This is a genomic window from uncultured Agrobacterium sp. (genome assembly GCA_913777615.1).
In the GTDB taxonomy this organism is placed as follows: domain Bacteria; phylum Pseudomonadota; class Alphaproteobacteria; order Rhizobiales; family Rhizobiaceae; genus Agrobacterium.
The window spans coordinates 409,011-423,142 of record CAJYTK010000011.1 but is presented as its reverse complement, the minus strand read 5'-3'; the positions used below and the strand labels follow the sequence as shown (position 1 = coordinate 423,142).

12 protein-coding genes are annotated in these 14,132 nt (G+C 57.6%); 10 read left to right on the top strand and 2 right to left on the bottom strand.

All coding sequences use genetic code 11. The features are described from left to right. Nucleotides 1-32: 32 nt before the first annotated feature. Nucleotides 33-2,192 (top strand): methyl-accepting chemotaxis protein, encoded by a 2,160-nt coding sequence (locus tag QZ862_RS11045; RefSeq protein ID WP_296099819.1) that lies wholly within the window; start codon nucleotides 33-35, stop codon nucleotides 2,190-2,192. Nucleotides 2,193-2,501: 309 nt separating this feature from the next. After that, nucleotides 2,502-3,026 (top strand): flavin reductase, encoded by a 525-nt coding sequence (locus QZ862_RS11040; protein WP_296099816.1) that lies wholly within the window; start codon nucleotides 2,502-2,504, stop codon nucleotides 3,024-3,026. Nucleotides 3,027-3,042: 16 nt separating this feature from the next. On the opposite strand, the gene QZ862_RS11035 is transcribed toward QZ862_RS11040, so the two are convergent. Both QZ862_RS11035 and QZ862_RS11030 read right to left on the bottom strand, forming a co-directional pair. Beyond that, the gene (locus QZ862_RS11035) at nucleotides 3,043-4,161 is read right to left on the bottom strand and encodes a mandelate racemase/muconate lactonizing enzyme family protein (protein ID WP_296099814.1); all 1,119 of its coding nucleotides are present in this window, start codon (nucleotides 4,159-4,161) and stop codon (nucleotides 3,043-3,045) included. 58 nt (nucleotides 4,162-4,219) lie between these two features. Continuing rightward, nucleotides 4,220-5,221: a GntR family transcriptional regulator gene (locus tag QZ862_RS11030; RefSeq protein WP_296099812.1), complete on the bottom strand. Its 1,002-nt coding sequence runs from the start codon at nucleotides 5,219-5,221 to the stop codon at nucleotides 4,220-4,222. Nucleotides 5,222-5,343: 122 nt separating this feature from the next. Between QZ862_RS11030 and QZ862_RS11025 the strand changes: the two genes are divergently transcribed. The 8 genes from QZ862_RS11025 (at nucleotide 5,344) to QZ862_RS10990 (ending at nucleotide 14,124) form a co-directional block, all read left to right on the top strand. Continuing rightward, nucleotides 5,344-6,411 carry an Ldh family oxidoreductase gene (locus QZ862_RS11025; RefSeq protein ID WP_296099810.1) on the top strand — a complete coding sequence of 356 codons (1,068 nt, stop codon included), beginning with the start codon at nucleotides 5,344-5,346 and terminating at the stop codon, nucleotides 6,409-6,411. Nucleotides 6,412-6,533: 122 nt separating this feature from the next. Beyond that, a complete protein-coding gene (locus tag QZ862_RS11020; protein ID WP_296099806.1) occupies nucleotides 6,534-7,232 on the top strand; it encodes a FadR/GntR family transcriptional regulator in 699 nt (232 codons plus the stop codon). Between the two features lie 77 nt (nucleotides 7,233-7,309). Continuing rightward, nucleotides 7,310-8,284: a sialic acid TRAP transporter substrate-binding protein SiaP gene (locus QZ862_RS11015; protein WP_296015357.1), complete on the top strand. Its 975-nt coding sequence runs from the start codon at nucleotides 7,310-7,312 to the stop codon at nucleotides 8,282-8,284. A 111-nt stretch (nucleotides 8,285-8,395) separates the two neighbouring features. Beyond that, complete coding sequence (locus QZ862_RS11010) at nucleotides 8,396-8,971, top strand: TRAP transporter small permease (RefSeq protein WP_296099804.1); 576 nt, start codon at nucleotides 8,396-8,398, stop codon at nucleotides 8,969-8,971. A 1-nt stretch (nucleotide 8,972) separates the two neighbouring features. Beyond that, nucleotides 8,973-10,379, top strand: a complete 1,407-nt coding sequence (locus QZ862_RS11005) for a TRAP transporter large permease (RefSeq protein WP_296099802.1) — start codon at nucleotides 8,973-8,975, stop codon at nucleotides 10,377-10,379. 72 nt (nucleotides 10,380-10,451) lie between these two features. Continuing rightward, on the top strand, nucleotides 10,452-11,501 hold the full coding sequence (locus QZ862_RS11000) for an L-idonate 5-dehydrogenase (RefSeq protein WP_296099801.1): 1,050 nt from the start codon (nucleotides 10,452-10,454) through the stop codon (nucleotides 11,499-11,501). A 17-nt stretch (nucleotides 11,502-11,518) separates the two neighbouring features. Beyond that, complete coding sequence (gene uxuA, locus QZ862_RS10995; protein ID WP_296099799.1) at nucleotides 11,519-12,715, top strand: mannonate dehydratase; 1,197 nt, start codon at nucleotides 11,519-11,521, stop codon at nucleotides 12,713-12,715. A 2-nt stretch (nucleotides 12,716-12,717) separates the two neighbouring features. After that, entirely contained in the window at nucleotides 12,718-14,124 is a 1,407-nt protein-coding gene (locus QZ862_RS10990) for a mannitol dehydrogenase family protein (RefSeq protein WP_296099797.1), read from the top strand. Nucleotides 14,125-14,132: the final 8 nt, after the last annotated feature.

The following is a 14,132-nucleotide window of genomic DNA, read 5'->3' as shown; positions in this document are numbered from 1 at the left end:
CTCAAGCCAGTTCCGTCTCTGAGATCTCAGCCATGGCACCTCTGATCGGTGGTATGGTCCACGAAATTCAGAAGGAGCGCGGTGCTTCTGCCGGCTTTGTGGGTGCGAAGGGGCAGGGCGAGTTCGGACCTCTTCTCGAAAAACAGCGCCTCGTGACCGATGCCGCGATTGCGAGATTTCGAAAGCTTAATCTGACGACTGAAGAAGCCGCCGGCTCTCCTGCTTTCATGCAGCTCGCCATCACCGCGCAAGCAAAGCTCGACAAGCTTGACGCCATGCGGCAGGACATCAACTCGCTAAAGGCATCCGTTGCCGATATCGGTGCTTATTTCGCCGATACGATCGGCAGCCAGATCAAGCTCATCGAATCGATGAGTTCTCTGACGTCGGACAGCCGCATTTCCAATCGGATCATCGCTTATTCTGCACTCCTGCAAGGGAAGGAACGGGCGGGCCAGGAACGAACCGTCGGAACCGCGGCCTTTACCACCGGAAGCATCAATCCTGAAAGCTATCAGAAATTCGTTCGCCTCGGTGCCATGCAGGGCGTCTATTTCTCGATCTTCGATTCCTATGCGGGTGCTGCTGAAAAATCAGCGCTGGAGGCTGCACTTGGCAGCGATGCCGCCAAGCTTGTCGATACGCAGCGCTCTGTCCTTCTCCAGGCGCCGTTTGGTGGCCAGTTGAGTGGCATCAGCGGAGAGGCTTGGTACAAAGCGACCACGGACCGCATCAACGTTCTCAAGACGGTCGAAGACAAGGTCGGTGCGGAACTGAGTGACTATGCCACTGGCGTTGCGACGTCTGAACAACGTGGCCTTACTGTATCAATTCTAACATCCTTTGGTGTCCTTGCCGTCGTGGCTGTTCTTGCCGCAATCATTACCCGCTCGATCACGGGCCCTATCGGCAGCGTGGTTGGCACCATGCGTGAACTCGCAGCAGGTCGCGCCGATGCGGCATTGGATGTTGAACCGGACCGCAGCGAGATCGGCGAAATGGTTCGCTCCGTTGCAGTCTTCAAAACCAACGCCCAGGAGCGTCTCAAGCTCGAGGCCGAAGCCGAGGCCAACCGATCGCTCACAGAACGTGAACGGCTGGAGCGCGAAGCGCGGCAGGCCCAGGACGCGGCGGAAGTGCAGCACGTGGTCGATACGCTCGGTGCGGGTCTCGGCGCTCTTGCAAATGGCAAGCTGAACTACCGCATCCAAGACAGCTTCGCCGACCGTCTCGACAAGATCCGCGTGGACTTCAATGGTGCTATAGAGCGGCTTGAGGATACGATCATAAAGGTCAGCGGAAACGCGCAAGGGATCGCGGCGGGTTCCAACCAGATCAGAGCATCTGCCGACGATTTGGCACGACGCACAGAACAGCAGGCAGCGTCGGTCGAAGAAACAGCCGCGGCGCTGGAGCAGATCACGACCACGGTGGCGGATACGACGCGCCGGGCAGAGGAAGCCGGCCGCCTCGTGAGCGAAACGCGTGAAAACGCAGAACGCTCAGGCGTTGTCGTGACAAAGGCCATCGGCGCCATGAACGAGATCGAAGCGTCTTCAAGAGAGATTTCCAATATCATTGGAGTCATCGACGAGATTGCGTTTCAGACCAATCTGCTAGCACTCAATGCTGGCGTCGAAGCCGCACGCGCCGGCGAGGCCGGCAAGGGATTTGCTGTCGTCGCTCAGGAAGTGCGCGAGCTTGCCCAACGATCGGCCAGTGCTGCAAAGGACATCAAGGCACTGATTGCCAAGTCAGGCGATCATGTCAAAAACGGTGTTGGCCTTGTCGGTGAGACGGGTGAGGCTCTCACCCACATCGTCGCGCAGGTGAAGGATATCAGCGTCAACGTGCTCTCAATCGTTGAGGCATCGCGTGAGCAGTCCACCGGTATCAAGGAAATCAATAACGCGGTTTCCCAAATGGATCAGGGCACGCAGCAGAACGCTGCCATGGTGGAAGAGTCGACGGCAGCCAGCCACTCGCTCGCCAGAGAGGCGGATTCGCTGTTTTCCCTCGTGGGCGCGTTCGAAACGGGTTCGCAGCGCAGCGCTCAAACGGCGGCCTCGGCACGTCCCGTCGTTCCATCTGCGGCACCTCAGCGCTCTCCAGTCCGTAACCTCGTAAATCGCGTTGCGTCTTCCTTCAACGGGAACGCTGCGCTGAAGGCAAACAGCTGGGAAGAGTTCTGAAACTGCGCGATCAGCATCGCTGATGAAAGGCCCCGGACGTTGTCTGGGGCTTTTTTTATGTCACCAATAGCGGTGCAAAAATCAGGCTTGAAATTTCGCAAAAATCACGATGCGCGTCTTCAAGAAGGTAAGGCTTTGTTTGTGCATCCAACAAGACGACGTAAGGCGCTCTAGGGGATAGCGAATTGAGGCCGGTCCGCATTTATTCGCTGCGGGAAGATTTTTCGATTCCCTTGCGGCCTCGAGACGTTAATGTGGAGCGGAACAGACGTCCGGTATCTGACGACTTTTTAGGAACAGTCGCTTGAGATGCGTATGTCAGATGGTGAGAAGGAAGCCGCAATGGGGATTAAGACTGCGGAAGAGCGCAGCCTGGACTACAGAAACGCGATGGCGCAGCTTGCCGGCGCAGTCAATATCGTCACGACGGATGGGCCTGCGGGCAGGGCGGGTTTTTCCGCCACCGCTGTCTGCAGCGTCTCCGACAATCCCCCGACCCTCCTTGTCTGCATCAATCGCAACTCGTCCGCTCACAGGATGTTGTTTGAAAATGCCGTGGTCTGCGTCAACACGCTTTCTGCTGATCAGGAACATTTGAGCCGGCTCTTCGGCGGCAAGACCCCGAGCGACGAACGATTTGCAGGCGGTGAGTGGACTTTTCTTCAAACCGGCGCGCCGGTTCTGAAGGGCGCGCTTGCGTCCTTCGATTGTCGCGTCCGCGCCATCCACGATGGCAGCACGCACGACATCATCATTTGCGATGTCGTCGATACTGCCATTGGTGACGGCGAAGAGGCGTTGATCTACTTCAAGCGCGGGTATCGCTCGCTCTGATCCCGCGCAACGCGGCTCACCCTATGCTTTTGCCAAAGCGGGCGAAGCTTTCTTCCAGCACGGTCGTACCCGCACCGGGGCGCTGCGGCAGGTTGTAGATTCCGCCCTGAACATCCGCGGGCTCCTCGAAATGATTCTTGATCCATGGGATATATTCGAGGATCGTCGAGGCGGGGTGCCAGTAGCTCAAGTGGACATGCACCTGGCTCATCTCGCCGGCATGCGGCACCACCGGCAGTCGGTGAGCAAGTGCCAAATCCGCCACCTGAATATATTCGGTAATACCGCCGAGGCGGGTTACGTCGGGCTGAACATAGGCAACCGCACCTGCCGCTATGAAGGAACGGAAGGCATCGACGGTGTAGAGCTGTTCACCGAGTGCGATCGGAATTGCGGTGTTACGAGCAAGTGTGGCATGACTGCCGACATCGTCATACCAGAGCGGTTCTTCAAACCAGTATATGTCAAGATCACGGGCGAGAGCACAGAAGCGCTGGCATGTAGGCAGATCCCATTTGCCGTTTCCATCAATGGCAATTCTCACCGAACCGCCCAGACGCGCGCGAACTGCCGTCAGCCTTTCGATATCCACATTCGGATCGTCGTGGCCAACCTTGATCTTTAGCCGGGTAAATCCATCCTGCTCCACAGCTCGTGTAGATCCTTCCAGAAGAGCGTCCTTTGAGAAAGACAGCCATCCAATGTCGGTATTATAGGCTTCGAGCTTGTCGGTGCGCGCGCCACCGAGATAGCTCCAGAGCGGTACACCTGCCTTCTTCGCCTTCAAATCCGAGAGTGCGACATCGACGGCGGCGAGCGCCAGATGGGTGATCCCGGCGCGACCGACCCATTGAAGAGACGGATAACGTGCAAGTTTGGTCCACAGCCTTGAATGGTCGTTGGCATCCTCGCCGATCAGCAGCGGCGCGTAGCAATCACGAATGCAAGATGTGATCAGTCGATCCGATGCGAGGTGGGCATGCGTGCCTGTGAAGCCGTAGCCTTCCAGTCCGTCCGTTGTCACGATCTTGGCGCCAACGACGCCCCAGTGGGTGATGGAATGGGTCGAGTCCGAAATGGAATCTGAGGTGAGTGGCAGGTGCAGAATGAACGGGTGGACAGATGCTATTTTCATGATGGATAACCCTCCTCCGGTTATCGGGTAGTATGTGTTTTGTCGAAATGCGCTGCCCTCAATCGCTCTCCAGCTTTTCGAGATACGGCAATTCGTCGGGTGATATGACTTCAGCGACAGCCTTGATGCGCATCATCGCGCGGCTTCTGGAAATTTGTAGGTGGCGCACCAGCCCGGCTTTGGCACCATCGATATCTCCTTCAAGAAGGCTATCGAAAATCGCCAGATGTTCGGGCAAGAAGGGTTCGCTATCGAAAAGCCCCATTGTCCAGTGATAGAGGAAATGATGTGCGACAAGCAGCGCCTGCGGCAGACTGATCGCGCGCATCAGCGACGTATTTCCACAGTAACCCAGAAGCTCGACATGGAGTTGCTGTTCCAGCGCGTCCAGCGTTTCGCCATCGATCTTGTCGACCGACTGGATAGTGTCCGCGACGTTCTTGCGCAGTGAAAGCAACAGCCCGTTGGGGAGATTTGCCGCTGCCTTTTCCAATGCGATCGGTTCAAGAAGCCAGCGCAGCTCATAAAGCTCGCCGATATGTTTGGCGGTCAGTGCCGGGGCATACCATCGCCCGCTGTCGTCCTTGTGGACGATGCCGCGTTCTTGCAGACGAGCAACCACATCGCGTGCCACCGTCCGGCTGACGCCATAATGTTTAGCCAGAACCGCCTCGTTGATCCGCCAGTCGGCAAGCGATGTGCGCGACACGATTTCAATTTCGATATTATCGTAGATGAGTTCCCAGCTGGATCGCGCCTGAATGCGCGTAGTATCGGCAAGAATTGGGGAATCACCATCCGTTGCCCCCATTGCGACTGAGACTCGGCTTTTTGCCACGACATCATAGCCGCGGCTCTCCGATTTTCGCACAAGATGCAGACGCTCAAGTTCTGCAAGCGCCTGGCGTGCGGGAGCGCGGCTAATACCAAAGCGATTGGCGACCATGGTTTCCGTCAAGCGGGAGCCGTTCGATATGACGCCGTTGGCAATATCGGCTGCCAGAATCTCGCAGGCCCGCCGGTAAAGGCGAGGCGCGATGCCCGTCGTCACACGTGTCATTTGATTAATACCATCCCTTAGCTTGCCCTGATCGACAGTCAGGATTTTGCCGTCACAGGGATTGCATGTCTCTTATTTGATGTCTAGTGTATGCATGAGACATTTTTAGAAAGGGAACCGCTATGCTGCAGGATGAGGCGCAGGCTCAAGTGCCTTTGACGCTGCTCGACCAGTTTTGTCGGGCCGTCTTTGGCGCCTGTGGCGCCGATGTGGCGACTGCGGATGCCGCTACCCGCGCCATGATGCACGGTACGCGATACGGCGTGGACAGCCATGGCGTCCGTCTGCTTGATCATTATGTTACGGCTCTTCAGGGAGGACGCATCAACCGCGCTCCGCAGTTGAAGACGGTGACGAGTTTTGGTGCGGTGGAGACGCTGGATGCGGACGACGCGCACGGTGCGCTAGCCGCATACACTGCGATGAACCGCGCTGTCGAGCTGGCGTCGGGGTTCGGGATTGGCGCTGTGGCCATTCGCAATACCTCGCACTTCGGTCCAGCTGGAGCCTATTCGTTAGAGGCGGCGCGGCAAGGGTTTATCGGAATAACGTTCTGCAATTCCGATAGCTTCGTTCGCCTGCACGATGGCGCCCAGCGCTTCCACGGCACCAATCCAATAGCAGTCGGGGTTCCGTCTGGTGGATCTGATCCCTGGCTGCTCGACATGGCAACGAGTTCCATCCCCTATAATCGCGTGCTCCTGTACCGAAGCCTCGGCCAGCCTTTGCCGCATGCGACAGCATCGGACGAAAAGGGTCTCGATACCAGCGATGCCGATGCCGCGGCGATGCTTGCGCCGCTCGGCGGCGAGTTCGGATTCAAAGGAGCAGCGCTTGCGGGCGTCGCGGAAATATTCAGTGCTGTTTTGACCGGCATGAAACTGAGTTTCGATATCGCGTCCATGGGAGGACCGGATTTCTCCACGCCGCGCGGCATGGGAGCTTTCGTTCTGGCGCTGAAGCCCGAGGCATTTCTGGAGCGCGCCATCTTCGATGATGCGATGAGGCGTTACGTCGATACGTTGCGGGGATCGGCCGCTCGCGATGGTGCGCGTGTGATGGCGCCGGGAGATCGCGAATGGCAGGTGGCAGCACAAAGAGTGCGCGATGGCGTTGCTCTCGATCCTGCGACCCGCAAGTCCTTCGCTGAGCTGTCCAATCGCTTTGATGTCGAGTTGCCCTTTGCCTGAGGCGGCATGGTCGGACGATTTCGGTCAAAGCTTTGCCTGTTGACTTTTGTAGTTGTTCCGCCTTAATGACGATGATTGGTAAGACCACTTGACCAATATTGATCCTTGGGGGAGGAGACAGCATGTTTGTGGCGCTGGAGCCGCGTCGCCTCTACAGGCAGGTGGCAGATCAGATCAGGACATTGATCGAGACGGGTGAAATTTCCGAGGGCGCCAAGCTTCCTGCAGAGCGCGATCTCGCCGAACGCTTTTCCGTTTCGCGACCCACCGTTCGAGAGGCGCTGATCGTTCTCGAGGTGGAGGGCTATATTCAGATCAGAATGGGGTCCGGGGTCTATGTCAGCCAGCGCCCGAAATCGACTTCAGCTCTTCCAGCGGATGAAGGCGATGGTCCTTTCGAGATCCTTCAGGCACGCAGCATCATCGAAGGCGCTATCGCCGAAGAGGCGGCGAGGCAGGCGACGCCATCGCACGTCGCGCTTCTCGACGACAATCTTAAGCGCATGGAAGATGCCATTGGCGATGCCGTAAAGATGCTGGTCAATGACCGGGCATTTCATCTCGCCATTGCCGACATAATCGGGAATGGAACACTGCATCGCTTCACCGGCCACATTTTCGATCGAAGAATGACGCCCTATTTTGAGCGTCTTGCCAGCCATTTCGAGGGGCCGCGCACATGGCGTCTGGCGCTCGAAGAGCATGTTGTGATCCGCGATGCTATTGCAGCCAATGATCCGGACGCTGCCAAGGCTGCAATGCAGCGCCATCTCAGCCAATCGCAAAAAAGATTTTCTCAAAGCTTCGGAGAGGAGGCTTGAGGGAGGGACGATGCCGCTTGGTTTATCCGCGCGGTAGAGAATGAGACATCTGACACTGTTTCGGGAGGAGACAAGAAATGACGTTCAGATTGAAAACCTTGCTGGGTGCCACAGCGATCATCATGGCTTCCGCACTATCTGCGCAGGCGCAGACCGTGCTGAAATGGGCTCACGTCTATGAAACGACGGAGCCATTCCACACCGAGTCTGTCTGGGCTGCCAAGGAAATCGAAAAGCGCACCGAAGGTCGTTACAAAATCGATGTGTTCCCAGCTTCGCAGCTCGGCAAGGAGGCCGATATCAACCAGGGCCTGAAACTCGGCACGGTCGATATCATCATTTCCGGCTCTAGCTTTGCCGCACGCGATTCCAAGCCGATCGGCGTGACCTATTTCCCTTACATTTTCCGCAATCCAGAACACCTGATCGCATACACCAAGAGCGACGTCTTCAAGCGCCTGGCCAAGGGCTATGAGGACAAGACTGGCAACGTGATTGCGGCGGTCAGCTATTACGGAACGCGTCACACGACATCCAACAAGCCTATCGAAAAGTGCAGCGACCTGAACGGGGTTAAGATGCGCGTTCCCGACGTGCCTGCCTATCTCGCCATGCCACGCGCATGCGGCGCCAACACCACGCCAATTGCTTTCGCCGAGGTCTACCTCGCGCTGCAGAACGGCACCGTCGATGCGCAGGAAAACCCGCTGACGACCATCGAGGCGAAGAAGTTCTTTGAAGTGCAGAAGAACATCGTTCTGACCGGCCACATTGTTGACCACCTCAACACGGTCATCTCCAAGTCGCGCTGGGCAAGTCTCTCTGACGAAGACAAGAAAATCTTCGTCGACGTGATGCAGGAAGCCGCCACCAAGACGACGAAAATCATCGAGGAAAGGGAAGTGGCGCTTGTTGACGACTTCAAGAAGCGTGGCTTGACCGTGACGGAAGTCGACAAGGCCGACTTCGAAAAGAACGTGCTCGACAAGGTGAAGTTCGAAGACTTCGGATACAACAAGGCCGATTGGGAAGCGATCCGCGCCATCCAGTAAATCGCGCATGGCGCGGGGCTTGCTCCGCGCTATCCTTCTCGTTTTCAGCACCGGCAGATGAGCGCATCTTGAACCTGCTGCTTGCGCCGATGCTCCAACCGGATCATTTCAATGACGCAGGAAATTCATACTCAGGTCACGCCCGAGGAACTTGCCCATACGTTCGACGAGGCCCCGCCGGATGCCGACCTTTCCGTTTACGCCTTTGAAGACTGGCTGACGCTCGCCCTTTTCTGGATGATGACGGGTTGCGTGTTCCTCCAGTTCTTCACGCGCTATGTTCTCAACGACAGCTACGCGTGGACGGAAGAAATCGCCGTCAACTGCCTGATCGGCGTCGTCTTCCTCGGCTCGGTCATGTGCGTTCGCATGTCGCGCCACATCCAGGTCGACGTGCTTTATCACTACCTGCCGCCAAATCTGACGCGCATCATGGCGATCCTCGTCGATGTCATCCGCATCGGTTTTTTCGCCTACGGCTCTTGGCTGATGTGGCGTTATCTGGAGATCGTAGCGGACGAGGAAATGGTCACGGTGGCGCTGCCACGCAACATTGTCTTTTACACCGTCTTCGGCGCATTTGTGCTGATGTTCCTGCGCTCGGTCCAGGTTTTCGTGGCCAATCAGCGTCGCGGCTTCTCCGTTCTGGAGCGGCCGGAAGAATTCCAGACGAGCGAGGAGATTTGAGATGCTGCTGCTGATCGGTTCTTTCCTCGTTTTGATGGTCGTCGGCCTGCCTGTCGCCATATCCATGGCAGTGTCGTCACTGCTCTATATTGTCTCTTACAACGTCGCGCCGGATATCATCGCCGCCCAACGCATGATCGCGGGCGTCGAAAGCTTTCCGCTTCTTGCGGTGCCCTTCTTCATTCTGGCCGGCAACCTGATGAACTCGGCCGGCGTGACGGGCCGCATCTATTCCTTTGCCGTGGCGCTTGTAGGCTGGATGAAGGGTGGTCTCGCTCAGGTCAACATCATCGGCTCGGTGATCTTCTCCGGCATGTCCGGCACGGCTCTGGCAGATGCTGCGGGTATAGGCACGATCGAAATCAAGGCCATGAAGGATCACGGCTACCCGGTTGAAGCTGCGGTCGGGGTCACCGCCGCTTCGGCAACGCTTGGTCCTATCTTTCCGCCGTCCCTGCCTTTTGTCATTTATGGCATGATGGCCAACGTCTCGATCGGCGCGCTGTTCATGGCGGGCATCCTTCCGGGCGTCGTCATGACGCTATTGATGATGATCACGGTTGCTGTCTTCGCCTATGTCAAACAGTGGGGGTCGGACACGCCCTTTAGCTTGCGCACCATCTTCGGCGCGTCTTTCGAAGTCTTCATCGTCATGCTCGTGCCGGTCAGCATCTACGTCATGACTATGTTCGGCCTGTCTCTGAACCTTGCCATTCTGATTGCTCTCGTGGTGCTGATCTTCTGCGACTGGTACTTCGATTTCTCCGCCGTGATGGCGCTGATGACGCCTGTCATACTGATCGGTGGCATGACGATGGGCTGGTTCACACCCACGGAAGCGGCGGTTGCTGCGGTTCTCTGGTCGCTCTTCCTCGGTCTCGTTCGTTACCGCACAATGACCCTCAAGACACTGGCGAAGGCAACCTTCGACACGATCGAAACCACGGCATCGGTTCTGTTTATCGTGGCGGCAGCTTCGGTCTTCGCATGGCTTCTGACTGTCAGCCAGGCAGCGCAGGTGCTGTCGTCGGCAATTCTGACGCTAACGGACAGCAAGTGGATTTTCCTCGTGCTGGTCAACCTGCTTATGCTGTTTGTCGGCTGCTTCCTCGATACGATTGCCGCTATCACCATTCTGGTGCCGATCCTGTTGCCGCTGGTCTTGCAGTTCCACATCGATCCGGTGCATTTCGGGATCATCATGACGCTGAACCTTATGATCGGCCTGCTACATCCGCCGCTTGGCATGGTGCTCTTCGTTCTCTCACGCGTTGCGAAGCTCTCGGTGGAGCGAACGACCATAGCAATCCTGCCGTGGCTGGTTCCTCTCTTCGTGGCGCTGATACTGATCACCTTCATTCCGGCGATCACACTTTGGTTGCCGCAGGAAATGGGGCTGATCCGATAGGTCACACTCTTCGGTCCGCGCGGCACTTGCCGCGCGGACCTCGTCTAACACTACAAAGAAAGTCGACTGGAAATGCTGACACGCGTGGCGCGTCTTTACGGCAAAAGAGACCTCAAGGTCGAAACGCAGGACTATTCGCAGCCAGGGAAAGGCGAAGTCCTTCTTCGCATGGCATCCGGCGGTATTTGTGGATCGGACCTCCATTATTATCAGGATGGCGGTTTTGGGCCGGTACAGGTGCGCGAGCCGATCATTTCCGGACATGAAGCTTCGGGCTATGTCGAGCAACTCGGTGCCGGTGTCAGTCATCTTGCGATCGGCGCGCTGGTCGCGGTCAATCCATCGCAGCCCTGCGGTGCTTGCGATTATTGCCTCAAGGGTATGCCTATTCATTGCCTCGACATGCGTTTCATGGGAAGCGCCATGCGGCTGCCGCACGAACAGGGCATGTTTCGCGACCATCTTGTTGTATCCGCCAAACAGTGCTTCGCCTTTACCGGAGGCGTAACCCCGCATGAGGCAGCTTGCGCAGAACCGCTTGCCGTTTGCCTGCACGCCGTCGCACAGGCCGGTGATCTTTCCGGCAAGAGCGTGCTCGTCACCGGAGCAGGGCCGATCGGGCTCTTGACGGTTGCCGCCGCAAGACATGCTGGCGCGGACGAGATCATTGTGACGGACCTTGCGGACGCGGCGGTCGCCCGCGCACCCGCCATGGGCGCAACAGGAACGATCAACGTCGCCACCAACCCGCAGGCGCTTGCGCCTTATCAGGAGAACAAGGGAAGCTTCGACGTCGTTTTCGATTGTTCGGCGGCAGCACCTGCGCTTCGCTCAGCCTTCAGCGCCATCAAGCCGCGCGGCACGCTGGTACAGGTCGGGGTCACGGGAGACATCACCATCCCGCTCAACCTTTTGGTAGGCAAGGAGATCGTCTGGCGTGGATCACAACGTTTCCACGCGGAATTTGCCGAGGCAGTCTCGCTGATCTCCTCTCGCGCCATCGATGTGCGGCCGATCATTTCGCATCATTTTCCGCTTGAACAGGCGGTCGAGGCCTTTGAACAGGCCGGTGACCGCCACGTGGCCTGCAAGGTGCAGATCACCTTCAGCGACCAGCACTAAATTCAGAGGATAATATCATGAGACATACATGGCGCTGGTTCGGACCAGTGGACAGGGTAACGGTTCAGGATGCCGCACAGGCCGGTGCTGTCGGCATTGTCAGCGCGTTGCACCACATTCCGACAGGCGACGTCTGGCCCGTCGACGAAATCGAGAAGCGTCATGCCGAAATCAAGGCGGGCGGACTTTACTGGGACGTGGTGGAAAGTGTGTGGATGTCGGAAGACATCAAGACACAGACCGGCGACTGGAAGCAGCATATTACCAACTGGCAGGAAACACTTCGCCGGCTTTCCGCCAGCGGTATTCGCACGGTCTGCTATAACTTCATGCCGGTGCTGGACTGGACCCGGACGGATCTGAGATGGGAGACCCGTCATGGTGCAAAGGCAATGCGCTTTGACCTGACCGATTTTGCCGCCTTCGATGTCCATATTCTCAAGCGCCCGAATGCCACTGCCGATTATCCTGATTGGCTGGTGGACGAGGCAGCACGCCGCTTCGCGGGGATGGCGGACGCGAAGATTACCGCGCTTGGCAGAAATATCGGCGCAGGGCTTCCCGGCTCAGCCGACGGATACACGCTCGATCAACTTCTGGAAAAGCTGCGCAGCTATCACGGAATCGACCGGGCAAGGTTGCAGCAGAACCTCGTCGATTTCCTCTCCGAGGTCGTGCCGGTGGCCGAAGATGTCGGCATCAATCTTTGCGCTCATGGCGACGATCCGCCATGGCCGCTGCTCGGTCTCCCGCGTATCCTTTCGACGCAAGACGATTACGCGCATATGCTGAAGGCGGTGGATAGCCGTGCGAATGGTGTGACACTCTGCACCGGCTCATTGGGGGCGCGAGAGGATAACGATCTTCCCTTCATCGCCAAGCGCTTTGCCGATCGCATCCACTTTGTTCATCTGCGCAATGTCACGCGTGATACGGACACTGTGCCGTGCTCCTTCTTCGAGGACGAGCATCTGGAAGGCGGCACGGATATGATTGCCGTCATCGCTGCCCTTCTTGCCGAAGAGAAGCGTCGCCTGAATGCCGGTCTCTCCGACCATCAAATTCCCATGCGACCGGATCACGGACAGGAAATTCTGGATGACGCGACCCGTGGTGCCCAGCCCGGTTATCCGGCTATCGGCCGCCTTAAGGGCCTTGCAGAGCTGCGTGGCATCGAGCGTACTCTTTCTCATCCCATTCACGGAATTATTTGATCATGAGCAGATTGTCTTCTTCAATGATATTGCCTGACGCTGTTGCTTTGCCTTCCTATGACAGAGCAGATCTGCAGCCCGGCATCATACACATGGGTCTTGGCGCATTCCACCGCGCCCACCAGGCCGTCTATACGCAACGCGCTCTGTCAGAGCAGTTCGGCCCCTGGGGCATCGTTGCCGTCAACCTTCGTTCACCCGATCCGGTGGAGGCGCTTGCCGAACAGGATGGTCTCTACTCCGTCATCGTGCGCAATGCGAAGGGCGATACGGCGGAAGTCATTGGTGCGACGGTGGATTGGCTTTGTGCTGCAGAACGCGGCGCGGATGTGCTCGATTATCTCGCCAGCGAAACCATTAAAATCGTTACCCTGACGGTCAGTGAGAAGGCCTACGGTCTTGATCCTGTGTCAGGGGGCCTTGATCTGAAACATCCATCCGTTGCCGCCGATCTAGCCAATCCGCATGAACCGATCGGTGCGATCGGTTTCCTCGTCGAAGGTCTCGCCAAGCGCCGCGAAAAGGGGATCGCTCCTTACACTGTGCTTTGCTGTGATAACCTGCCCTCCAACGGCCATGTGGTTCGTCGCCTCGTGCTGGAAATGGCAGAGCGACGCGACCCGGAACTGGCGCGTTGGATTGCTGAGAACGGTGCGTTCCCCTGCAGCATGGTCGATCGTATCGTGCCTGCGGCGACGGGCGAGAGCCGTGCGCGTGCGCAAGCTCTTCTCGGTGTTGAAGACAAGCTTTCGATCGAGACCGAGCCATTCATGCAATGGGTCATCGAAGAGAATTTCGTTTCAGGTCGCCCCGCCTGGGAGGCGGGCGGCGCCGTCTTCGTAAAGGCCGTCGAGCCCTATGAGAAGATGAAGCTTCGTCTTCTCAACGGCCCGCACACCATGATTGCTCATCTCGGCATCCTGAATGATCTGGAGTTCGTGCGTGACGTGATGGCCGTTCCTGAATTCGTCGAGAAGGTCAGACGGCACATGCAGGCAGCGGTCAAGACGCTTGATCCAGTGCCGGGCATCGATCTGCCGGCCTATATGGACGAGCTTATCGAGCGTTTCGCCAATCCGACCATTGCGCACAAGAATGTCCAGATTGCCATGGACACCAGCCAGAAGCTGCCACAGCGTGCTCTCGCAGCGACGGTGGAGACGCTGGAGGCGGGCCGCGATGCGGCAGAATTTGCCTATGTGATCGCACTCTGGATTGCTTCGATCCACAAGCGTGGAACTCTCGACGATCCGCGTCGCGAGGAAATCCTTGCCGCTGCCCGCGCCGTCGATCCGAGCGATCCCTCGGCCTCCTTCTTCGCTATCGACGGACTGTTTCCGCCGGCATTGGTCCAGAACCGGGCCTGGCGCGATCGCGTCAACGCAGAACTGAAGGACCTCAAGGCCTAAGTTTCCAA